Genomic DNA, 22,381 nt, shown 5'->3' on the forward strand with positions numbered 1-22,381 from the left:
TCACCGAATTCAGCAGTTGGTCGGCACAGCCGCAGAATACGGAAGAAAGGTGTGCTTTGTCGGGAAATCTGTCGAGCGGAATGTCGAAATTGCCGTCAAAGCTGGGAAGTTGGTGCTACCCGAGGAGTCTGTGATTTCCGTTAGCGAGCTGGGGCGTATTAGCCCGTGGATGACGTGTATTGTTTGCACTGGCTCTCAAGGGGAGCCGTACTCGTCACTCGCACTCATGGCATCTGGAGAACATCCTACAATCGAAATTTCGCCCGGAGACACCATCCTGGTTAGCTCACATCCCATCCCTGGAAACGAACCAGCGGTTTATCGAGTGATAGACATGTTGTACGCGAAAGGCGCGGAGGTGCTGTACTCGGAGGTGTGTCCGGAGGTACATGTATCTGGACATGCAGCATCGGAAGATCTCAAGATCGTGATTTCGCTAGCGTCTCCCCGGCACTTCACGCCGATCCACGGAGAGCACAGACATCTCGTGGCAGCTGGGCAAATTGCTCAAGAAATGGGAGTACCGCCTTCAAACGTAATGATTGGATTAAACGGCGACAGCCTGGTCCTCGAAGATGGTGTTTTACGCATGGAAAGAAGCACGGTTCCGGCAGGAATTTGGTATGTCGACAGCGGCTCTGCAACAGCCGCTATTCGAGAGGATCACCTCTCCCATGAGGTTTTGCGAGAGCGATCGCAAATTGCGAGGGAAGGCGTCGTTGTCGTAGTAGTTACTGTTTCAGCCCAGACTGGTGAGTTAATGGGAGAAGTGGAAGTCGAGGGTAGGGGGGTTCGAAACGGAGCGATGGGGGGTAATGAATTGGAAGAGCTGAAGGCTCAGGTGGCAAGTGCTGTCGAAGAAACGGCCCGAAGAGGCGTAAGAGATTGGGGAACCTTGAAGCGGACAGTAAGAAGCACCGCCGGTCAATTTTTGAGAAAATCCGGAACGGGGCGGCCACTCGTGGTTCCAGTGGTAATAGAGGTTTGAGTCGTCCAGAGGGTATCCCGACTTTCGTCTAGCTATGCCCAATCTCAGGCTGGAGCATGATGGATAAACACGAAAACTCTATTCATCCGGTGGTCCTTTTCTTCATTCGTCACGCGGAGGCCATATGGACAAACAAGCGCCTTCCCGGTCGACTTCCTGGGGTAGATCTCAGTGAGCAAGGGTCGAGGCAGGCGGAGGATCTGGCAAAGCATCTTTCGGCGTTACCGATCTCTGAGATCAGGTCTAGTCCGTTAGAGCGCACAATGCAGACTGCCGAGCCACTAGCAAGAGCCCTTGGCATTCCAGTGATAGAGGACGCGGACCTATTGGAAGCCGAGTGCGGGGAGTGGGCGGGTAAAACTTTCAAACAGGTCGTGAGACTTCGGTCTTTTAGAAACCTCGTGAAAAATCCGAGCCTCAGGAGGCCACCGGGCGGAGAGAGCATCGTCGAAGTTCAAGCTAGAATGATGCGATTTGTCGAGGGAGTGTTAGCCAGACAGACTGAGCATAAAGGGATTGTTGCGGCCTTCTCCCATGCTGATCCAATCAAGGCGGTTGTGGCGGGTCTGTTAGGACTCCCACTTGAGTTGTATCGACGGATCGATATAGGTGTTGCCTCTGTCTCGACGTTTGTTGTTGGCGATGAGCCTCTGATGCTTTGCGCAAATGCTGACGGAGCAAGAGCTGTTTCGGCATACGAAACGTTCGTCGCATTGCAGACTTTTCGAAAGACGAGAGCCTAGGATTTAGTGCTCTGCCACACTCGAATTGGAACACTTTGAGCTGATTGGAGACCTTTGGAGCAACCATTGGAACTGAAACCCGCCGCCAAAATTGCCGTAGGCGCAACCGGCAAGCCTGGGAAGCGGACATTTTTTTTGATAGCTACTGGAAGCGAGGGCAGCCTCGTTGTCAAGTGCGAGAAGTTTCAGGTAGAGGCCTTAGCAGCTCGCCTGGACGAGCTTCTTGCCGGTATAGCAACCGAACTTGGTAAACCTCGACGGACCGATTTCGACAAGCTTCTCGAGGAAATCCAAGAGCCAGAAATTCCTGCTAGATTCGATTGGGTGGTAGGTGAGATCGGCATCGGATACGACCCAGAAGAAGACTTAATTTTGGTCGTGGCTCGCTCTGCAGAAGCAGAAGAGGGCGAGGTGCCGGAGGATAGCACGAGCCTTGATTTTGGTTTGCAACCCAGAAGCGAAGAATTCGAAATCGGAGATGAAACTTCTTCCGAAGAGGCTCGAATATGGATAACTCGAAGCCAGGCCGAAGTACTAGCCATCCAGAGTGCCGCTGTGGCTGCGGCGGGGAGAAAACTGTGTCCTTTTTGTACCATGCCGATCGACCCGGACGAAGGTCACGATTGCTTTGCACGCAACGGTCACAAAGAGGCCCGACTCGCTCCGGGCGGTGCCTGAGTATTCGGTAGCTTCTCGCGCGGTCTCTGCCGTGCTTCAACGACCTCCAGAGATTTGGTACTCAAAGAGCGAAAGCGCTCTCGCCAAAACGCCCATGGTTATAATTGGTGCTCTCACAAGAAGCACGAACAACGCACTGCTAGTGAGGATTGGAGATCCCCCTGGCATCTTAGCTATCTACAAACCTGTGCGCTCGGCACGCCCGCTGTGGGATTTCGACAAAAATTCGCTCCACAGAAGAGAGCGAGCAGCCTACCTAGTAGCGAGGGCTTTGGGATGGTGCTTCGTTCCCCCTACCATAATTCGTGACGGTCCCCTTGGTGAAGGCGCAGTACAGATTTACATCCCCCCTGTGCGGGCTGAGCAGTACTTTGAATTCGCTGACGACAGTCGATACTCGGAGGAACTTATGCGAGTATGCGTATTCGACTTCGCCATCAACAATGCCGACCGAAAAGCAGGTCACTGTATCATCGACAAGAAAGGGAGGTTGTGGGTACTCGACCATGGAACCTGTTTCCACCGAGACGACAAACTCCGCACTGTGATTTGGGAGTTCGCCGGAGCCCCGGTACCTCAAAGAATCTTGGAAGATGTAGCGGCTTTCGAGCATGATCTCGAGCGAGGCGAATCGCCTTCCAAAGTAGCGAGACAACTCGAGAATTTGCTCGACTTGTCCGAGATAGCTGCCTTAAAGCACCGACTTCACTGGCTTTTGGAGTCTGGACGGTTTCCAGAGACGCTTTCGGAACCTCCTCTCCCTTGGCCACCAATCTAGAAACCAATTCCTTTTGTTCTTCGGATGATCCTAAGCCCCAAACTATTTGATGCTATCGGTATCCGTCTAGAGACGGTAGAGGCACCTACGCAGAGGTGGAAAGCAATATTCTTCGACATCGCCCGCGCCCGAAAGCCATTCCGAGGGGAGATGGTAGACAAGTGGTAAAATTCCCAGATACGGTCGCTGCGGGCGGAGTCGGGGCGGCGCCCAACCCGGGGCGCCACTGCCCATAGGAGCAGCAAATATTGTCACATGCCCCAGCGCGGGTGGCCGCTAGGTCGCGCCAAAAAACGAAATTAACACGAACTTCCGACGGCGGACGCCGGCGACCGGGAAGCACAAAGACCCGGCGCCGCACCCGTCAACGTTGCAAGAAGAGCATCCGGAGCTTTCTTTCCACAGCTCTCAAATCCGTAAATTCGTCGCTCGGGTCGATTTCGCGCGAGGTATGGGGTTTTTCGTTTTTGGTGTTGTCTGGCTTGTCGGCATTACTTTTGTGGCTCCCTCAAGCTGCACCTGTGGCTTCTGCGCTACAGAGTGGAACTCTAGGCATGCTGGGGATCGCAGCCGAGGCGCTTCCTCTTGCTGGCTTTGCAGTGGGAGTGGAGTCATTAAGAGAGCGCGGCCGCCCCTTTAGGGTCGGTGTCACTCTTGCCGGACTTTTCATAACGTGTGCTGTTTTCGGCGCAACAATAACGGGAGGGCGTACCAGCGAGATCGGGGGCTGGCTAGGGACGAAATTAGCTGCGATTTTGATACAGAGCTTGGGTAGGCCTCTCGCCCTTGCTTTGTCTGTGTCGTCTGTATTAGCGCTTGGAGCTTGCGGGCTTGGTATTCCTGTCTGGAAGCCCGTTGCTGCTGGGGTGGGCTGGGCAGAAAGGGTCGTCCGACAGCGGCGGAGACGAAGGGGCAGCGCACACATTCCTTCAGACGAGAGCGGCAAGCTGTCTTCCGTAACCGAGCCGCGTAGCGAGCCTTCAAGTACGCGTTACCCGGAAAAAGTGTACGAACTTGCGACCGCAGTAAATAGCGAAGATAGCGAATGCGTTGTCGAACCGACAAAGCCAAAAGCATCCCCAGTAAATTCCACGGGCAGCGAGAACCGTGGAAATATTCGGGAATCGAATAAATTCCCTGATCAACTCACGCTGAGGCTAGGAGATGCCAAGTCAAGCTTTCCAGTTACTTCATATCCACTTCCGCCTGTGAGTCTTTTGCGAGAGGGCTCTGGAGCCGCCCCCCACAAAAGCTCTCTGGAAGAAGTAGGACGGGTGCTAATTGAAACGCTGCGCCAGTTCGATGTCGAGGCTTCCCTTTCCGGAATTACCCCAGGGCCAACAGTTACCCGGTTCGAGGTCGAACTGGCTGCAGGCGTTAAAGTGGCCAAAGTAAAAAGTCTTTCGGACGACATTGCTTATGCTTTGGCCGCCGAAAGCGTGCGTATTCAGGCCCCAATTCCAGGGAAGTCAGCGATCGGAATCGAGATACCGAACCGGGAGCGGCGTCTAGTCACGGTAGGTGATGTCCTCGGATCTTCAGCGGGCAAAGATGCATCTCATCCTCTTGATTGCGCACTTGGTAAGGACATTTCCGGAAAGCCCGTCATGATCAACCTGGGAGAGATGCCGCATCTTTTGATAGCTGGGACTACAGGGGGCGGCAAGTCGTCCACTATCAATGCATTGGTGACATCGCTGATTATGCGTAACGGTCCCGAACAGGTGAGGCTGTTGTTGGTGGATCCTAAGCGTGTAGAGCTTGGCGTATACGACGGGATTCCGCACCTCCTGACTCGTGTGGTGACCAATCCAAAGAGGGCCAGCGAGGCATTGGGTTGGGTAGTAAGAGAGATGGAACTTCGATACGAAAAACTAGCAGAACTGGGGGCGAGAGATATCTCCAGTTACAACGCCTCGATCCTAAGTAATGGAGGAAAGCTCAAGGGCGAAACGTTCGAGCACAACGTTATGGGATACATAGTCGTCGTCGTGGACGAGCTGAACGATCTCATGATGGTCGCTGCAAGAGATGTCGAGGACTCAATTATGCGCCTTGCGCAGATGGCTAGGGCAGTTGGGATTCACCTAGTAATTGCGACTCAAAGACCATCAACCAATGTCATAACGGGAGTGATCAAGGCTAATATCCCCAGTCGCATAGCATTCAAAGTCGGCTCTCAGATAGATTCTAGGGTAATTCTTGACACGGGCGGAGCTGAAGAGCTATTGGGCATGGGAGACATGCTTTTACTTACAGCATCCTCGGGGGTGCCTAAAAGAATCCAAGGCTGCTATGTGAGCGAGGAGGAAGTGCGAAAAATTGTGGCCCACTGGAGACGTCTCGTTCCCAAACCTGAGTACCTGGACGACGTCGTATTTACGAGTCGGGAGACACCGGACAACACTTGTGACGACGACGAGCTTCTAGAGCAGGCAATGGATCTGGTTGTACAAACGCAACTCGGATCGACCTCGATGCTTCAGCGGAAGCTACGTGTGGGCTTTGCAAGGGCAGGGCGTCTGATGGACCTGCTCGAAAAAAGAGGAGTGGTCGGTCCGTCCGAGGGCTCCAAAGCCCGTGTCGTCTTAGTGTCTCCAGAAGAGTACGAGGAGTTCAAGCGAAGACGATCAGTCGACGACGGGATTTACCCTAATTAACTGATAGCCTTCGCCAGTCTGGCGCATGCGCGCTTCAATCTCGCCCAGCATGAACGTTTTGGGCTTTAGAGTACACACTAAATCCGTACTGGACTGGTCCGGCGCCGGAATGCACTGAGCGACTCTTGGATCGAAGGCACCTGGGGGAAAGGACTGTAGCTGAACGGCAGCCTCGGGAGTCGCCCACTTCTCGATTTCATGAGTGTCGCCACGCTTGTGTGCTTCTAGTATCGCTGCCAATGTCGCGACTGGATCCTGCCCCGGCGATTTATTAGTAGAGAAGTTCGAGGCCTCAGCTGTTGGCGTAGCATATGAGGTTTGCATAGGCGAAGGGGATGGCTGTTGAAGCTCGGGGACGTTGGTGTGTTGCTCTGTGTTGGATTGCAATTTATGCCGAAAAAAAGACGAGTAAAGCATGATTGCAGGTGCTGCTAGAGCAAGTGCTAAGAGCAGTATCACCCGAATCCATTTAGTCATAGGTGCCGGTTACTCATAGCTGCCGGCCGCTCTCTAGAGCCAGCAAAAACTCTTTGACACGGGCCCCAGAGACAAATCCCCCGGTCTCACCGTTCGATCGAACAACTCTATGACACGGAATGACAATTAGGACCGGATTCCAAGCTAACGCGCGCCCAACCGCTCTTGCAGCTCGCGGGCGCGCCACAGTTTCCGCAAGTTGTGCATAACTGACTTTGCTTCCGTATGGGATAGCACGAGCTGCTTCCCACACCGCCCTCTTGAATCTGGATGTGTGGGCTTCGATGTCTAGGGGAATCGAAAAAGCAGTAAGCGTCCTTGCAAAATAAGAGCGAAGCTCCGTCTCTAACAGTTCGAGAACCTCAAGCGCGCGGCTATCTACTTTTTGTTCGCAAGAGATCCAGTGCCGTCGGCCAAGTTGTCGATTTGGATTTCTCCTGAAGAAAGAAGTCCTACGTCCAGATGCGAGATTCGAAGTTTCACACGGTATTAGATCGAGGTAGCGCAAGCCCGACGAAGTGGCAACTGCGAGGAATTCCCCCACAGGAGATGAGATGTACTTTCTGGCAACTTCCGAAGATGTCGACAGCTCAACCCCTAGTGAGCTTTCTAGGCAACCCTCTGCGATAGAGGATCCGAATAGTCCTATCCAGCAATGGCGTCAACCATGAAGGCGCCGGATACCAAAACAGTTCACGCTTTGGTCCAAACCGATCAACCAGAACGGATTTGACTTCGCAAAACTCGATCAGCCCTTCCGCCCCGTGAGTCCTTCCTATACCGGACTCTTTGACCCCCCCGAAAGGCAGACTGGGTACTCCGTAGTGCGCGAGGCAGTCGTTCACAACTACACCACCGGCTTGAACTTCTTCTACGAGCCTCTCGGCCTCCTTAGTGTCTTTGGTCCACACGCTTGCTGCGAGCCCATACCGTGACTCGTTTGCCAGCCTTACAGCCTCGTCTCTGTTGCGTACCTTCATAATCGGAAGTACGGGACCAAAAGTCTCCTCTCTCATTATCTGCATTCGGTGATCGACATCGACGAGAACGGTGGGTTCATAAAAATATCCTGGCTTTTTGTCCTCAATGCGGTGCCCGCCCGTAAGTATCCTGGCGCCTTTTTCCACTGCATCCTTTATGTGTTCTTCCACTATGTCTAGCTGTGCTGGGCGAGTCAGCGATCCGACGTCATAGGTTTCGCTTCCTTCGGAGTACCCGACTCGAAGCGCTTTCGTTTTTTCGACTACTTTAGAGACGAACTCGTCGTAAACGCCTTCTGTAACATAAACGCGCTCGATCGATGTGCACGTCTGCCCGCAGTTCGAAAAGGCTCCCCACACCGCCGCGTTCGCTGCTCTCTCAATGTCGGCATCGTCTAAGACAATCATTGGATCTTTACCGCCAAGCTCCATCACGACGGGCGTGAGCGTATCAGCTGCAGCTCGCATCACTTTGCGTCCAGTCTCTACCGATCCGGTAAAGACAACCTTTTGCACTCCTGCTCGAACCAGCGCTTCGCCAGTCCGACCACCTCCAGTTACTACTTGCACGATTCCCGAGTGAGCTCCTACATCTTCGAATAGCTCGCCCACGAGTTTGCCAACGAAGGGGGTGAACTCGGATGGTTTCAACACGACAGTGTTCCCTGCGAAAAGTGCGGAAACTACCGGACCCATCGTCAGGCTAAACGGGTAGTTCCACGGACTGATGACTGCCACGACGCCAAGAGGCTGATAAATTTTGTAGGCTTTTTTGTTCAGGAAGAGACCCGTAGACACCTGACGCGGCCGCATAATTTTTTTCCCCTTCCGCGCGTAGAAATGGATCAAATCGGCCGTGGTGAAGAGCTCAGTGATGTATGCGTCGCCGATTGGCTTACCGGTTTCTCGGCTTATACTGCGAGCGATCTCTCGTGCCCGATCGATCATGAGATCGCACACAGAAAGGATGTGCTCTGCGCGTCGCTCGAAAGGTAGACACGACCAGAGCTCGTAAGCTCTCCGTGCTCTCTGGACCGCTTCTCGTACCTCCCCCTCGCCCATCTCGGGCACAGTTCCAATTACCTCTCCGGTCGCAGGATTGATCGACTCGATAGTGGTGGTTTGCCTGGTGTCGATAGACATAGAAACCTCCGGCGTCACAATGGGCGGCACAATGGTGGAAAGCGTCTTGCTGAATCATAGTCGCGAATGCTCGGGGAAAGAGCAGTCAATGGACTCCCAACTAGAAGCCGCTGATTACACTGAGAATGGGCGTGTTTCTGGAAAACCGCCCGAGTCCAACGGCCACACTGCCGCTGCCACAGGGAGGAGGTATGTTTTTAGGTGATAGACACTGAAATGCAACGCAAGCCTAGTAAAGATGGCCCGACCAGCGACACTTACAAGCATTACGGTCCCACCGCTATCGTGACTGTAGCCAACGTTATAACCTTCGGCCGGGCGGCTTCTCTCCCCCTTCTTTTCTATTTGATCCTCGAGGGACGATATAGCTCTGGTGCTGCCTGGGCTTCTTTTGGGTTGTGGACACTTCTTGGTATTTCCGACAGCCTCGACGGTATCGCTGCTAGGCGACTGGGCCCGACAACCAGCGGTGCCTACCTGGATCCTTTGGCAGACAAACTACAAGTAATCGGAGCTCTCGGGATTCTGTTGCTTGAGAGGCGACTATCCTGGATTCCAGTGTCGCTCATAGTTACGCGAGAAGTAGCAGTCTCTGTTCTGAGATCTATGGCTGCGAGACGGGGCGTTTCGATACCTGCAACCCCATTCGGAAAGGCGAAGACTGTGACGCAGATGACAGCAGTGGGATTGTTCTTGTTTCCACCACTGGCTTCGAGGCCGGGTCCCGCGACAATTGCCATGTGGTTAGCCGTAGGCTTTACTCTGGCTTCGGGTCTCGACTACGCGTGGCGTGGAATTCACGTCCTATCGAAGCGTCCGGTTGCCGAGTCGCCTCCTCCTGACTCGGGCAGTCTTGAAGATGTTTTAGAACCGGTAATCCAGGCATTGCTCGACAGGGAGGCAAGACGCGGTGGTGATGTCGATGACGCTTATCTAGCAACGACCGCAAAAAAAGACCATCAAGAAGAAGCCGCTACCGTTCTAAACCTGCGAGCCCGAAAGCAAAAGGGGCCTGAAGGAAAGAGTTGATAGCTCACCTTGTCCAGAGTTTTCCAAAAGAGGCGAAAACTTGATAGTCGACCTTCTAGCTATCGGTAACGAAGTCCTTTACGGCGAAATCTCCGACTCCAACACGCCTCACTTGGCGAGACGGCTATTTGAGGAGGGATACAAAGTAGGGCGCCATGTCTGCGTAGGAGACGACATAGACGCTATCGCAGGCGCCATCTTGAACTCTTTAGAGAGCGGTTCGTCAGTAGTGTGCACCGGAGGACTCGGACCTACACCTGATGACTTGACCAGAGAAGCCTTGGCAAAAGTAGCGGGTGTGCCGCTCGTTAGATCCGCTGAGTTAGAAGAAAGAGTCTCCAATATTTTTCGGGCGCGGGGAATCCCGATGCCCGAAGCGAATCTGAAGCAGGCAGATCTTCCCAAGGGTGCACGATACATCCCACAAAAGCTGGGGACAGCTCCGGGGGTCATACTCGACTGGGATGGTCTCGGCATTTATGCGTTACCCGGTGTACCTCATGAGATGCGAGAGATGTTCGAACGTGGGGTACTTCCTGACCTGGAATCAAGGCGCTCGGGCAAAATCGCGACGGCCGTTAAAACATTCAAAGTGTGGGGCGCTAGCGAAGCAGCAGTGGCCGAAATACTGGAAAGCATCGAAGGAGTCAGCTCCCATTACGACTCATTGGCGCCCGTGTCTATTTCGTATCTGCCTACCCTGAGCGAACTCAAAGTGCGAATCGTCGCTCGAGGGGCAGACACTACCGAGGCCAAGCGATTGCTGGAGCCGGTCGCACGAGAAGTTGCGCATCGACTTGGAGAGCTGGTCTTTGGTGAGGACTCGGATACCCTTCCGGCAGTGCTGGGCGCGATATTAGTCGACAAAGGCCTGAGTCTTGCAGCGGCAGAATCCATTACCGGAGGAATGGTCGGGCAGCGGATCACGACAGTTCCCGGAGCCTCTAAATGGTTCAAGGGGAGTGCGGTGACCTATATGAAGGAAACCAAGACCTCGGTGTTAGGAATCGACCCCAGCGTTTTGGAGGTGAATGGAGTAGTGTCCGCCCGCTGTGCAGAGGAGATGGCCATAGCAGCTTGCCGTCTGTTCTCTTCTGACGTTGGGATATCTTGCACGGGGGAAGCAGGCCCAAAGGCCGATGAGGCCGAGGTGGGACAGGTCTACCTAGGGGTCGCACTCAAGGGCCAGGTCCGCTCAATTGGAATTAGGCTGCACGGCGACAGAGAGAGGATCCGCGAGTACACGACGACTTCACTGCTAAATTTAGCTCGCAGAACACTGTCTTCATCGGGTATGCAGTCCTTATAGTTGGTCTCTCCATATGACAGCGATAAAAAGCTGAGTTCTCAAAGAGAAATGCCAAACAGCGAAAAAAGGCGAGTTTTCCTTGCCGTGTGGCCATCTCCTCGAGCGCTTGAAGCCATCGAAGAGACAGTGGCAAATGCCAAATCGGTAGCCGCTGAGGATCCCCTGGCCTTTTCCGCAATACGCTGGCTAAAAAAAGAGACGTGGCACTTGACGGTCGTCTTTGTAGGCACTTTAGACCCCACAGGGCTCGACGATCTCAAAACTGCTGCCGCTAGCGCAGCCCGCGAATGTAAGCCATTTCAAGTAAAGTTTGGACGAGCTGGTGCTTTCCCAGGACTGCGCAGACCTCAGGTGTTGTGGGTAGGCCTCGGACCGGGAACAGAAGCATGGAATCAGCTGGTTCTCCGCACCCGAGATGCCGTTGTACAGGTCGTGCCAGTGCAGCGCGATAAGCCCCATACGGCCCATCTGACAGTCGCCCGCCTGAGACGGCCAGTCGATGTGGGTGCGATAGTGGATACGCTAGACCGGATCCCCCCAGTGGCCATGGATGTTTCTAAAATGTCGCTCGTTGAGAGTGTGCTAGGACCGGATGGCGCCCGATACACCACCCTGGACGAATTCGAACTTCTTGGCTGAGGGAGGCTTGACCTTCGTACCCTCTGATAGAAAGAGCAGTGATGCCCGAATCAAGCTACAACCGCCGCTGACGGATCCGCCACAGTGTCGCTACACGAGCTTGCTCATCCAATAAATTGAGTGGTCTCAGCTTCGTGGAGGGGTTGCCGGAAGCGGTTCGGATTGGCTTCCAGGTCCCACGATCTGTTCCCGTATCCGGGATGCAATCTCCAGGGCAACTTCCACGTTTTCCGCCAAATATTTCTTTGCGTTCTCTCTCCCCTGTCCCAGCTGTAAAGATTCGTAGGTAAACCAAGATCCGCTCTTTTTCACCAGCCCCATCTCGGTAGCGACATCGAGAAGCGATCCTTCTCTACTGATTCCCGTTCCGTACATTAGGTCGAACTCCGCAGAGCGGAAGGGTGGGGCACACTTATTCTTGGCCACTTTCACCTTCACTCTGTTGCCTACAACCTCTGCTCCATCCTTAATCGACTCGACTCGGCGCACATCGAGCCTCACTGAAGCGTAGAATTTGAGAGCTCGACCTCCCGGTGTCGTCTCCGGAGATCCGAACATCACTCCAATCTTTTCACGAAGCTGATTGATAAAGATTGCCAAGGCCCTTGACTTGTTCAGATTCGCAGTCAGCTTCCGGAGAGCTTGCGACATAAGTCTTGCTTGGAGGCCTACGTGTGCATCTCCCATCTCGCCTTCGATCTCGGCTTTAGGCACCAGTGCGGCTACCGAGTCAATAACTAAAACATCGATGCTTCCAGAGCGAACGAGCATGTCGGCTATTTCAAGAGCCTGTTCTCCTGTGTCCGGCTGGCTAATTAACAGCTCATCGATATTGACGCCAATAGCTCTGGCATAAGTTGGGTCGAGAGCATGTTCGGCGTCAATGTAAGCAGCTACGCCGCCCTGGCGCTGCGCCTCGGCTACCACGTGGAGAGCCAGGGTGGACTTTCCGCTGGACTCGGGACCGTAAATCTCCACTACACGACCCCGCGGCAAACCGCCGATTCCCAGGGCAAGGTCAAGGCTAAGGGCACCAGTGGGAATCACTTCGACGTTCATCCGTCCAGCCTCGTCCCCAAGGCGCATGATCGAGCCCTTACCGTAGGTTTTTTCGATTTGGGCAATTGCGATTTCCAGGGCCTTTTCTTTTTCCATTACTGGACCTCCCTAGTGGCTTGCTCCCTCCGGGCCCTCGGTAGGACGAAACCGAGCAGGCTACAGTGAAACGTCACGTGCTAGGCCCTCGCTGAAGCGATGCAGCGTTTTTACCTCTAGATTTCAGGTCTAAAGGGATCCTAAATGAGGGGTGCGACATTTTCGTATTTCGTACTCATGCGTGAAAGAGAACTTACGCTGTCGTAACTTTCAACTCTGTGATTTTACACGCAAATGCGGAGCCAAGTGGCGATCCGGAAAAACCGGGCCAAATTCACATATAAGAGCGAAAGAAACATCCATTGACCCAAATAATGACAGTAAGAGAGAGTAGGATTGCATTGAGCCCAGTCGAAATTCGTCAAAGCTTGCTACTGAAAGTGTTGCTCTGGCGGTGAAATAGTGGGCACCGGGCTGATACTCGGGGGCCAAGATCGATGGTAGCAGGGGATCCTCAGAATCCAAATCCTTACCTTGTCGGCTCGGGGCCAGGTAGTAGCCCCCTAGGCATGGAAGCAGGCCACCTCGAACTAGAAGAGGAACGCCAACGACTCCACCGCCAATATGTGGAGCTGGCCCAGACGCAACGCCGGCTAGCCGACGAGCTAGAGAGGTTGCAGCACGAGCGCGTACAGCTACAAAAAGAAAGAGGCGAGTTATATAGGACCGCCGAGCGTCAGGCCTTCGAATTCCAAAAGCAGCAGGAGTTGTTGGCCGCGGAGCGAGGCCGCTTAGAGCAGGAGAGAGAGAAGCTATTCGAGCAGGTTCAGCGATATTTGGACAGCTGGACAGCAGAAACACAGGCCAAAAGAACCGAGCTGTATAGAGCGGAGCGAGAGCTAGGCGAGCGAGAGTTCGCTCTTGAGCGAAGAGAGCGCGCAGTACGAGCCGAGGAGGCCCGCCTGATCGAGTTGGGAGGAAGGCTAACCGAACAATCCGAAAAAATTGCGTTCGAAATTCAGCGCATCGCTGGCATGACTCCTGAAGAAGCCAAGAAAGAACTACGGGACCAGTTGTTCGAGCAAGCCAAGCAAGAAGAAGCGGCTAATCTCGAAGCTTTCGAAGAGCGGGTAAAGAAAGAGGCCGATAAGCGGGCCGCCATAATCCTCGCTAACGCCATGCAACGCCTCGCAGGGTCAGTATTAAGGGACGTGCCCCTGGTAGAAGTTCAGCTTCCCTCGGATGATTTCAAATCACGGATTATCGGGAAGGACGGGCGCAACATTCGTAGATTCGAAGAAGTTACCGGTGTCGATGTGATTCTCGAAGTAGAAGATCACCCGGATCGAGTCGCCTTGTCCTGCTTCAATCCGTTGCGGAGAGAGAAAGCACGGTTGTGCTTGGAAGAACTACTAGCGGACGGCCGTATTCAGCCGAAAAGAATCGAAGACACCTACGAGAACGTAAGCCGGCAGCTCGAACAAGATCTCAGGCGAGCAGGCCAAGCAGCAGCGGCGGAGTTCGGATTTCAAGATATGCACAAAGAAATTACAGAGGTTCTCGGACGACTCAAGTTATGGGAGTCCAATGGGCAATTCGTTCTGGATCACCTTCGAGAGAGTGCGAGGCTGGCTCGGATGATCGCAGAGGAGCTGTCTGTAGACCCGACCGTGGCAACTAGGGCAGCTTTACTGCACGACATTGGGAAAGCACTTCGTTACGAACGGAAAGGACCACACGCTATCGTTGGCGCAAACTTCGCGAGGGAACATGGTGAGGACGAGGCTGTTTGCCATGCTATCGAGGCTCACCATAACGAGGTGCCAGCAGAAACGGTCGCTGCGGTGCTCGTGCAGGTGGTTGATCGCTTGAGTGGGGGCCGTCCTGGAGCGAGGGTCGAGCGCAGCAATGCCAACTACGTAGAACGGCTCGAAGAACTAGAGGAGTTTTGTAGATCCCATAGGGGAGTACGAGATGCTTATGCGTTCAAAGCAGGCCGCGAAATTAGGGTGATCGTTGACGGAGCTAGGCTGAACGATATTGAGACGAGAGAATTGCTAAAAGAGCTAAAAGCTAGCATCGAAAGGGACCGGCGATTTCAGAACAACTTCGAGCTAACGGTCATAAGGGAATACAGGATCACCGAGAACGTCTGGGGTTGACCCCCTCGCACGGCACGAGTTGTGTTACGTGCGCACCACCACGAGCAGCGGGGGGAGTCATGGCTCCAAGAGGACGGTACCTGATAAAAACCTATGGCTGCCAGATGAATTTTCACGACTCCGAGCGCATTGCCGGTTTACTCGAGGAGGCAGGGTATCACCCAGCGAGCGACGTCTCCGAAGCCGACCTTGTTGTTTTTAACACTTGTTGCGTGAGGGAAAATGCGGACAATCGGCTTTATGGGAACGTTGCCGCTCTTAAGCCCCTCAAGGCGAAGAATCCGGCAATGCGCATTGCGGTTGGGGGATGTCTGGCTCAAAAAGACGGCGCCGGATTGCTAGAACGTTCACCGTATCTCGATGTAGTCTTCGGAACCCACAACCTCGCCCGACTGCTCGACCTATTGGAAAAACGCGAGTCGAGGGGAGCCGCTGTATGCGAAGTCTTCGACACGCCTGCAGAAGACGATACGCTCCTTGAGGCATATCGATTGCCCGCCAGGCGAGAGAGCTCGTATTCGGCATGGGTTGCGATTTCTGTGGGGTGCGACAACACCTGCACCTTCTGCATAGTGCCTAAAGTTCGGGGACCAGAGCGCTCTCGCCACCCCGACGATGTCGTCGCAGAAGTAAAGCAGCTGGCCGCTGAGGGAGTGGTAGAAGTCACCCTACTGGGCCAAAACGTGAACTCCTACGGGCGAGACCTAGGACTGGATGGTCGAAAGCCTCTGTTCGCCCGCCTTCTCAGGGAGATCGATGCCGTAGACGGTATTCGACGCGTGCGATTCACGAGCCCACACCCGAAGGATCTGCGGCCTGAGACAATCGATGCCATGGCTGATTGCCCCAGCGTCATGCCGCAACTGCACCTGCCCTTGCAATCGGGATCCGACAGAATACTGAAGGCTATGCATCGGGGCTACACTTCCGAGCGATATTTAGAAAAGCTGAGAGCTGCCAGGGCAGCGATCGACGATCTCGCTGTTACTACAGACATAATCGTAGGCTTTCCCGGCGAGACCGACGCCGACTTCGAGCAAACCCTACAAGTTGTGGAGGAAGCGCGCTTCGACGGGGCTTACATGTTTATCTACTCGCCTCGGCCCGGCACGCCCGCAGCGGAGCTCCCTTACGACATAACAGCCGAAACCCTAAAGGCGCGCTTTGAAGCTCTGGTTGATACCGTAGAGCGGTTAGGCCTGGAGTCGAACCTCCGCAGGATAGGTCGAACTGAGGAAGTTTTAGTCGAGGGGCCCGCTCGCCGGGGCAACGGTCAGATGTGCGGTAGAACACCTCAAAACAAGATCGTCAACTTCGCTGTAGACGATAGGGCAAGGGTCTCACGGGTCAGGCCAGGGACTTTTGTGCAAGTGCGGATAGTAGATGCAGGACCGCATCACCTAGAAGGCGAGGTCCTCGGAGTCGAACAGTGAGCATCGCTCAGGTTTCCGAGGCCTTCTCGGACCCCTTGGAGTTGTTAGGTGCGGCGCTTCACGCAGGTCTTGGGGGAACACTGATCGAAGTCGAAGCTCAGAGCTTGTCCCCGAGTCTGCAAACGCGCAGGGGAGCTTTTGTCACCCTATTAAAGGGGGGAAGCCTTAGGGGATCAATGGGAACTTTTTGGCCAATACATCGACATGCTGGCCGCGAGGTGGTTTGGTCTGGGCTTCAAGCAGCCCTCAATGATGTTCGCTTCCCACCGCTTGCTGCGAGTGAACTGGACGAGATTGAGGGGGTCGTCGACCTCATAGATGACCCTAAGCCGATCTCAATAGATGATGTCGACGAAGTTGCAGCTGTTCTCGTTGAGATCTCCGGTGTGCAGGCGGTTATTCTGCCTGCAATGCCTAGGATGAAACTAGGCGATATATCTGTGCTAGGAGGGCCTGGATTTACTTCTTTTTCCAGCCTTGCTGGCATCTTTACGGAAATCTCTGCGTCTTCAGGTCAAAGCAGTCTTGTAAAACGAATCATTGAAGTCATAGGGGGTGGCAAGAAGCATTCATTGTGGGGAGCTCGCTGCGAAAGGTTCTACGGACCATTACGGCGACGACAGCCTGGGGATCTAAATGGCATCTGAGCCACAGCTAATTGCGGTGGTGGGGCCCACTGCATGTGGCAAGTCCGACCTCGCCATCTACCTGGCTCAGCTAGTGGGCGGTGAGATTGTCTCTGTCGACTCCGCTCAGCTCTACAAAGGACTGGACATTGGAACAGCGAAGCCATCCCGACAAAGTTTGCGCCAGATTCCGCATCACTTGATCGATGTTCTCGACCCTTGGGAGCAGTCCAGCGCAGGATGGTTTCGGCAGGAGGCCTGCACTTGCATCGAGGAAATCGCGGCTAAAGGTAAGCCGGTCATCCTCGTTGGAGGGTCATCTCTTTACTACTTTGCCGTCACAACCGAATTGCCCCTGTTCCCCCCAGGGCGTGCTCTTAGAGCCAAACTTGAGGAGCGCATTGCCTGCGAGGGGATTCAAGGGCTAATAGACGAGCTGTCCTGCAAAGCTCCCGAAGTGCTTGCGCGCATAGACAAAAAGAATCCCAGGAGAGTTGTGAGAGCTTTGGAAGTAGTTGAGATGCGGCGGTTGTGCGGGGAAAGCGAGGATGGCTGGTATCGAGGCATCGAGCATTACTGCCAGAGAGGAATAAACCTCGTAGGAATCGGGCTGTCGATGCCTAAAGAGGCACACCGTCTAAGCATAAGAAAACGGGCAGAGCGCATGTTGGAGGAGGGACTGGTAGAAGAAGTGCGACAGGTGTTTTTCGAGGCCACTCGGCCGCCAGCTCCGTCGGTTGCATCGGCAGTAGGGTACAAGCAGGTATATGAATGCTTGAATGCTGGCGCAGGGCGCGATCGGATGGTAGAAGCAGTCACCGCTGCAACTTGGAAGCTTGCAAGGCGGCAGCGAGCTTGGTTCAGAAGAGATCCCCGCTTGTGCTGGTTTTCATCGGAACACCCCGCTAAACACTTCGAAGCAATTGGTATGTTCGTGCTACGGCGGCTTGAGAAGGGCTCGATCTCTAGCCCACCATACGATCTCATTTCGACTCCAATAGTCGATAGGGCAAGTGCATGACTACACCGAAGGAGTACTCGAGTTCTACATACGAGCCGCAGCGTGTTCTTCGAGTTACGAAATCAGAGGCCACGGGCAATGATTTCGTGATGATTTTCGACCCGGATGATCTAATCGATCTCCCCCCGGGAGCTATTGCGCGTTTGTGTGACCGAAGAAAAGGTATAGGAGCGGATGGGGTTATCCGTCTGGTTCGCCATCTCGGGGACGCAAAGGAGTCATCCGACTCGTCATCCCATTTCCGTCATTCCATGCGGTTTTTCATGGATTATCGGAACGCCGATGGAAGCATTGCCGAAATGTGCGGCAACGGGGTGCGCTGTGCAGCGCTATATCTTCTCGCCAGAGGAATCGTCGAGGGACCGCAGGTCCCTATCGAGACACGTGCAGGACACAAGATCGTAGTGGCTGAAAATGACTCAGCAGACTTCAGTGTGGATATGGGCCAACCGGGCTTGGCAGTAGACGACATCGTTGATCTCACGGCTCCTGGAATACAGCTCTTGAAGCATGCTACTTCGATGACTCCTGCCCTCGTTCGAGTAAAGCTTGGCACGGGGCAGGGTGTTCACTCTGCTGGATTCTGTGCCGGGGATTCAGAAGAGGAGTTTGTAGATGCCTACATTGTCAGCATGGGCAATCCTCATGCAGTGATCTTCCTTCATGGCGACAGCTCTTTGGATCTTGAATCAGCCGTGAGACATCTCGGCCCTCTTGTCGAGCGGCATTCTGCTTTTCCCAACGGCACCAATGTCGAATTCGTCAGCCCATCTGGAAAGGACACTTTTCGAGTAAGAGTATGGGAGCGTGGGGTCGGCGAGACACTTTCTTGTGGAACAGGAGCTTGCGCTGTCGGCGTAGTAGCGCTAGCTACTGGTCTAGCTACGTCCGACGTTGTACGACTGCGCTTCCCCGGGGGAGAACTCGTCGTGAGGTTGAATAAAACGGTCTTTTTGCAAGGACCTGCCAGAGAGGTGTTTGAAGCAGACATAGATCTAGAACGACTACTGGATGAATAGATAGAAAGAGGAGGAGTGGATGAGGTTCTCGGATCGCCTGGAGCGGATCCCCCCCTATCTATTTGCGACATTGGATCAGAAGATAGAAGAGCGACTTGCTTCTGGAGCTGACGTAATTAGTTTTGCAGTAGGAGATCCAGACATCCCGCCTCCTGAACATGTAAAAGCTGCTCTTGTGCGGGCAGTGGAAGACGATTACGTACATAGGTATCCCTCCTACAAGGGAATGCCCGAGCTGCGAGAGGCAACTGCCGAGTACTGCGAGCATAGATTCGGAGTGGATTTGGATCCTTCGAGCGAAGTACTCGCTCTGATCGGTTCTAAAGAAGGAATTGCCCACCTCGCCCTCGCAATGTGCTCGCAAGGAGATGTGGTTCTGGTTCCCGATCCTGCCTACCCGGTTTACGAAATGTCGGCTCTTATTGCAGGTGCAGAGATCTACAGAGTCCCATTGAGCGAAGAGCGGGGATTCATGCCGGCGCTAGATTCTATCCCTGACGAGATAGCAGACAGAGCCCGACTACTCTGGCTGAACTACCCTAACAATCCCTGTGCTGCCGTGGCGACGCTGGATTTTTTCCGCGAGGTCGTTGGTTATGCAAAGAAACACGACTTGCTCGTAGCGCATGACAATGCTTATGCAGAGATCACCTATGACGGATATATCGCACCGTCTATCCTGCAGGTCGACGGCGCCAAGGATGTGGCCGTTGAGTTTCACTCGCTTTCAAAGACTTTTAGCATGGCCGGCTGGCGCGTAGGGATGGTGGTGGGAAACAGCGATGCAATCTCAGCTTTGGGCCAGATAAAGACCAACATCGACTCGGGGATCTTTCCAGCAGTTCAAAGAGCAGCTATAGCAGCACTCAACGGTCCGAGGGACTTTATAGAAAAGGTTCGAGAGGTCTATGGGCATCGTAGAAAGCTCTTAGTCGACGGGCTTCGCAGTATCGGATGGGATTGGGTCCAGTATCCAGAAGCGACATTGTATGTATGGGCGAAAGTACCTGAGGGGTACCGTTCTGGCGAGCTAGCCGATTTACTGCTCGATAAGGCAGATGTAGTCGTCGTACCCGGAGCGGGATACGGAAAACATGGGGAGGGCTTTGTGAGATTCTCTGTGACTCTAGACGAGAAACGTGTTCAGGAAGGGATTGAGCGCATAGGAGAAGCTTTCGGCGGTTCAAAGTAGCCGAGTTGACCTTGCATGGAAAAGGAGAAGTGCATCTTAGTAGCCATTTACGGTGCCAATGACCACACTCGCTTTGTCGAGGCATCTCTCGACGAGTTGTCGAAGCTCATTGACACCGCCGGAGGTGAGGAGGTCGCACGGGTCGTACAACGGCGCCAAGCCCCCGATCCGTCTACGTACCTTGGGAAGGGGAAGGCAAGGGAGGTAAAAAGTCTCGCTACTCGACTCGGCGCAACATGTCTCGTCGTCGACGGACCGTTGCGCCCGGCACAAGAGGCAGCGCTCTCTAAGCTTACAGGGCTTAGAGTGCGCGAGCGCACCGACGTGATACTAGAGATCTTTGCTATGCACGCTCGCTCTGCTGAAGGCAAGCTTCAGGTGAAGATGGCTGAATTGCAGTACAAGCTCGGGCGACTGAGGGGGAAAGGTAGCGAGCTTTCCAGACTAGGTGGCGGCATGGGAACAAGGGGCCCGGGCGAGCAACGGCTAGAAGAAGAGAGACGCAGAATCCGGCGTCAGCTCGGCCGGGTCTCTAGGCAATTGGAAAGACTAGACAAGACCAGGCAGGCAAACCGCAAGCTCAGAACAAGGTCGGGTGTTCCTTTAGTGGCACTGGTTGGCTACACCAATGTGGGCAAGTCCACCCTTCTACGTAGACTCACAGGAGCCGAAGTCGCTATAGAAGACAAACTTTTTTCCACTCTCGATCCACATACAGGTCGTACCTATTTGGCCTCACATCGACAGGAGATTCTAGTAATCGACACAGTGGGTTTTGTCCGAGAGCTGCCTCCTGAGCTTCTGAGGGCGTTCAAGGCTACTCTCGACGAGATCTCTAGTGCACATTTGATCGTTCACGTGGTCGACGGCGCGTCTTTAGAGGCTGCTGCACAGATCAGAGTCGTACGAGAATTGCTTGGCGAGATGGGAGCCGGAGAAATTCCAGAAATATTGGCTGTAAACAAGTGCGATCTTATGGGCACTAGCAGTCACTCGCGCGTCGAGCGCTTGCTGAGAGAATCCCACACGCCACATGGTGTGCCCTGGGTTCTATTGTCTGCTGAGAGTGGAGAGGGAGTGGACCGGCTCCGAAACTCAATAGGGGAGTGTCTCTTTTCTGATTCCCCGGAAACTTTTTCGCCGAAAGCGCACTCGTTCTGTCCGAGGGCTATCGCCGATGTCGCCACAGTTCCCTGATTTCACACCGTCGTGTCGCTATTTGCTTGTTTGTACTCGGGCTGAAGGGCCCATCTACACCGTGCGGCCCAAATTCCCGACAAAAGCAAGAGTCTGTTTGTCTTATTGTGCTCAGGCAACTATGGGTCTTATAAGCCCAATTACCTTTCCTATGATTCTGACCTCCTCTGGATCTGCTTCTATTACCGAGTAAAACGGGTTCTCAGGCTCCAGCCCGATTTTTGTCTTCGAGATCCGAAGCCGCTTAACGGTCGTCTCTCCCCAGACTTCAGCAACGACGATCTCCCCGGACCGAGCGGTTATCTGACGACGGACTAGAACCAGGTCCCCTTCGTTGATACCTGCTCCAACCATCGAGTCACCGGACACACGCAGGAAAAAAATGTTTCCACTCTCCGCATCATCAACTTTTAGCTCAGGAAAAACGCCGGCAGGTACCGGAATGGCATCCTCTGCTTCTAGCTCAAAGGATTGGAGTGGTTGGCCAGCGGCAATTCTGCCCACGAGCGGTATCTCGACAACAGACTCAACGTCGCACGTAGGTTTGGTTCTTATCGATAACCCGCCCAATGAGAAAGCCTCCGGCCCCTGTCTTCTGGATTGATACGTAATACCCAAAGCCCGCCGGCGAGAGGGCTCCCTTTTTATATGTCCTGCTTCTTCGAGATTTTTGAGTTGCGCATGCACTGAAGAAGTACTGCGAAGACCTACAGCATTCTGAATTTCACGAATGGTTGGAGGAAAACCTCTCTCGCCAGCATATCCGTCAATAAACTCCAAAATCTGACGCTGCCGAGGAGTCAAACCACTGATATCCCTGCTGTTTTCAATTCCTCTGCCTTCGTCGCTCTTACCCTCGAGGCCATTACTCATACGAGTTCCACCACCCTGTGTATCGTCCTTTGAAGGCTATTCTCCGAGCTTTCCCTGCTTGAAGACACCTCAGCGCTTAGGCCGCGACCGGCCTCGAGCCTTCCCCTGATTGCCGATAGCCCTATAAGGGTTACAGATGAACGGGCATTTCCTAAGCGCTTTGTAGCACGTTTTCGAATAGCTGTCAAACATATGTTCTATTGCCGTGATGAAAGTCATCCACCCCTACTTGAATAACCGTTGTTCGCCTCGGTCGTAATGGTTGGCGAAACCTGCCAAGGCAAAAATGTCATACCCGTCCTCTAAGGTGGCATCGAACATTTGTACGACGCGCGCCCA

20 protein-coding genes are annotated in these 22,381 nt (G+C 53.9%); 15 read left to right on the forward strand and 5 right to left on the reverse strand.

What is annotated here, in order from left to right; genetic code table 11:
• The 5 genes from C4318_07620 to C4318_07640 all read left to right on the forward strand — a co-directional run.
• A partial coding sequence (locus tag C4318_07620; protein ID MER3455005.1) for a ribonuclease J occupies positions 1-988 on the forward strand: 988 nt, incomplete at its 5' end.
• 56 nt (positions 989-1,044) lie between these two features.
• The gene (locus C4318_07625) at positions 1,045-1,731 is read left to right on the forward strand and encodes a phosphoglycerate mutase (GenBank protein ID MER3455006.1); all 687 of its coding nucleotides are present in this window, start codon (positions 1,045-1,047) and stop codon (positions 1,729-1,731) included.
• Between the two features lie 54 nt (positions 1,732-1,785).
• Positions 1,786-2,409, forward strand: a complete 624-nt coding sequence (locus tag C4318_07630; protein ID MER3455007.1) for a hypothetical protein — start codon at positions 1,786-1,788, stop codon at positions 2,407-2,409.
• Positions 2,402-3,187, forward strand: a complete 786-nt coding sequence (locus C4318_07635) for a hypothetical protein (GenBank protein ID MER3455008.1) — start codon at positions 2,402-2,404, stop codon at positions 3,185-3,187. Before C4318_07630 ends, C4318_07635 begins: the two co-directional genes overlap by 8 nt.
• 470 nt (positions 3,188-3,657) lie before the next feature.
• Positions 3,658-5,847: a cell division protein FtsK gene (locus C4318_07640; protein ID MER3455009.1), complete on the forward strand. Its 2,190-nt coding sequence runs from the start codon at positions 3,658-3,660 to the stop codon at positions 5,845-5,847.
• Here the strand turns inward: C4318_07640 and C4318_07645 are convergent.
• The 3 genes from C4318_07645 to C4318_07655 are packed head-to-tail and all read right to left on the reverse strand — an operon-like array spanning position 5,818 to position 8,447.
• Entirely contained in the window at positions 5,818-6,324 is a 507-nt protein-coding gene (locus C4318_07645) for a hypothetical protein (GenBank protein ID MER3455010.1), read from the reverse strand. The genes C4318_07640 and C4318_07645 overlap by 30 nt on opposite strands.
• Before the next feature lie 13 nt (positions 6,325-6,337).
• A complete protein-coding gene (locus C4318_07650) occupies positions 6,338-6,973 on the reverse strand; it encodes a methylated-DNA--[protein]-cysteine S-methyltransferase (protein MER3455011.1) in 636 nt (211 codons plus the stop codon).
• A complete protein-coding gene (locus C4318_07655) occupies positions 6,915-8,447 on the reverse strand; it encodes an aldehyde dehydrogenase (GenBank protein MER3455012.1) in 1,533 nt (510 codons plus the stop codon). Before C4318_07655 ends, C4318_07650 begins: the two co-directional genes overlap by 59 nt.
• Before the next feature lie 201 nt (positions 8,448-8,648).
• Here C4318_07655 and C4318_07660 point away from each other — a divergent pair, with 201 nt between their 5' ends.
• From C4318_07660 to thpR, 3 genes are read left to right on the forward strand one after another with little or no spacing between them, the layout of a single operon-like run.
• Positions 8,649-9,476, forward strand: coding sequence for a hypothetical protein (locus C4318_07660; GenBank protein ID MER3455013.1), 828 nt, complete (start codon positions 8,649-8,651; stop codon positions 9,474-9,476).
• Positions 9,460-10,785, forward strand: coding sequence for a damage-inducible protein CinA (locus tag C4318_07665; GenBank protein ID MER3455014.1), 1,326 nt, complete (start codon positions 9,460-9,462; stop codon positions 10,783-10,785). Before C4318_07660 ends, C4318_07665 begins: the two co-directional genes overlap by 17 nt.
• A gap of 48 nt (positions 10,786-10,833) precedes the next feature.
• Positions 10,834-11,424, forward strand: a complete 591-nt coding sequence (thpR, locus tag C4318_07670) for an RNA 2',3'-cyclic phosphodiesterase (protein MER3455015.1) — start codon at positions 10,834-10,836, stop codon at positions 11,422-11,424.
• Positions 11,425-11,550: 126 nt separating this feature from the next.
• On the opposite strand, the gene recA is transcribed toward thpR, so the two are convergent.
• Entirely contained in the window at positions 11,551-12,579 is a 1,029-nt protein-coding gene (gene recA, locus C4318_07675) for a recombinase RecA (GenBank protein MER3455016.1), read from the reverse strand.
• A gap of 437 nt (positions 12,580-13,016) precedes the next feature.
• Between recA and C4318_07680 the strand changes: the two genes are divergently transcribed.
• The 7 genes from C4318_07680 to hflX are packed head-to-tail and all read left to right on the forward strand — an operon-like array spanning position 13,017 to position 21,169.
• Positions 13,017-14,681: a ribonuclease Y gene (locus C4318_07680; GenBank protein MER3455017.1), complete on the forward strand. Its 1,665-nt coding sequence runs from the start codon at positions 13,017-13,019 to the stop codon at positions 14,679-14,681.
• 59 nt (positions 14,682-14,740) lie between these two features.
• Entirely contained in the window at positions 14,741-16,114 is a 1,374-nt protein-coding gene (locus tag C4318_07685; protein ID MER3455018.1) for a tRNA (N6-isopentenyl adenosine(37)-C2)-methylthiotransferase MiaB, read from the forward strand.
• Positions 16,111-16,761, forward strand: coding sequence for a hypothetical protein (locus C4318_07690; protein ID MER3455019.1), 651 nt, complete (start codon positions 16,111-16,113; stop codon positions 16,759-16,761). Before C4318_07685 ends, C4318_07690 begins: the two co-directional genes overlap by 4 nt.
• A complete protein-coding gene (locus C4318_07695) occupies positions 16,751-17,761 on the forward strand; it encodes a tRNA (adenosine(37)-N6)-dimethylallyltransferase MiaA (protein MER3455020.1) in 1,011 nt (336 codons plus the stop codon). Before C4318_07690 ends, C4318_07695 begins: the two co-directional genes overlap by 11 nt.
• Positions 17,758-18,780, forward strand: a complete 1,023-nt coding sequence (gene dapF / locus C4318_07700; GenBank protein MER3455021.1) for a diaminopimelate epimerase — start codon at positions 17,758-17,760, stop codon at positions 18,778-18,780. Before C4318_07695 ends, dapF begins: the two co-directional genes overlap by 4 nt.
• A gap of 19 nt (positions 18,781-18,799) precedes the next feature.
• Positions 18,800-19,972, forward strand: a complete 1,173-nt coding sequence (locus C4318_07705) for an LL-diaminopimelate aminotransferase (GenBank protein ID MER3455022.1) — start codon at positions 18,800-18,802, stop codon at positions 19,970-19,972.
• A 15-nt stretch (positions 19,973-19,987) separates the two neighbouring features.
• Complete coding sequence (hflX, locus tag C4318_07710; protein ID MER3455023.1) at positions 19,988-21,169, forward strand: GTPase HflX; 1,182 nt, start codon at positions 19,988-19,990, stop codon at positions 21,167-21,169.
• 111 nt (positions 21,170-21,280) lie between these two features.
• On the opposite strand, the gene C4318_07715 is transcribed toward hflX, so the two are convergent.
• The gene (locus C4318_07715) at positions 21,281-21,982 is read right to left on the reverse strand and encodes a repressor LexA (GenBank protein ID MER3455024.1); all 702 of its coding nucleotides are present in this window, start codon (positions 21,980-21,982) and stop codon (positions 21,281-21,283) included.
• Positions 21,983-22,381 lie beyond the last annotated feature (399 nt).

The organism is Acidimicrobiia bacterium (assembly GCA_040289475.1).
GTDB lineage: Bacteria > Actinomycetota > Acidimicrobiia > ATN3 > PSLF01 > PSLF01.

Coding starts and splice junctions, on each gene's coding strand:
- C4318_07625 (MER3455006.1), top strand. CDS start 1,045: ATGATGGATAAACACGAAAACTCTATTCATCCGGTGGTCCTTTTCTTC.
- C4318_07645 (MER3455010.1), bottom strand. CDS start 6,324: ATGACTAAATGGATTCGGGTGATACTGCTCTTAGCACTTGCTCTAGCA.
- C4318_07655 (MER3455012.1), bottom strand. CDS start 8,447: ATGTCTATCGACACCAGGCAAACCACCACTATCGAGTCGATCAATCCT.
- thpR (MER3455015.1), top strand. CDS start 10,834: ATGCCAAACAGCGAAAAAAGGCGAGTTTTCCTTGCCGTGTGGCCATCT.
- recA (MER3455016.1), bottom strand. CDS start 12,579: ATGGAAAAAGAAAAGGCCCTGGAAATCGCAATTGCCCAAATCGAAAAA.
- C4318_07680 (MER3455017.1), top strand. CDS start 13,017: ATGGTAGCAGGGGATCCTCAGAATCCAAATCCTTACCTTGTCGGCTCG.
- C4318_07685 (MER3455018.1), top strand. CDS start 14,741: ATGGCTCCAAGAGGACGGTACCTGATAAAAACCTATGGCTGCCAGATG.
- C4318_07695 (MER3455020.1), top strand. CDS start 16,751: ATGGCATCTGAGCCACAGCTAATTGCGGTGGTGGGGCCCACTGCATGT.
- dapF (MER3455021.1), top strand. CDS start 17,758: ATGACTACACCGAAGGAGTACTCGAGTTCTACATACGAGCCGCAGCGT.
- C4318_07705 (MER3455022.1), top strand. CDS start 18,800: ATGAGGTTCTCGGATCGCCTGGAGCGGATCCCCCCCTATCTATTTGCG.
- hflX (MER3455023.1), top strand. CDS start 19,988: ATGGAAAAGGAGAAGTGCATCTTAGTAGCCATTTACGGTGCCAATGAC.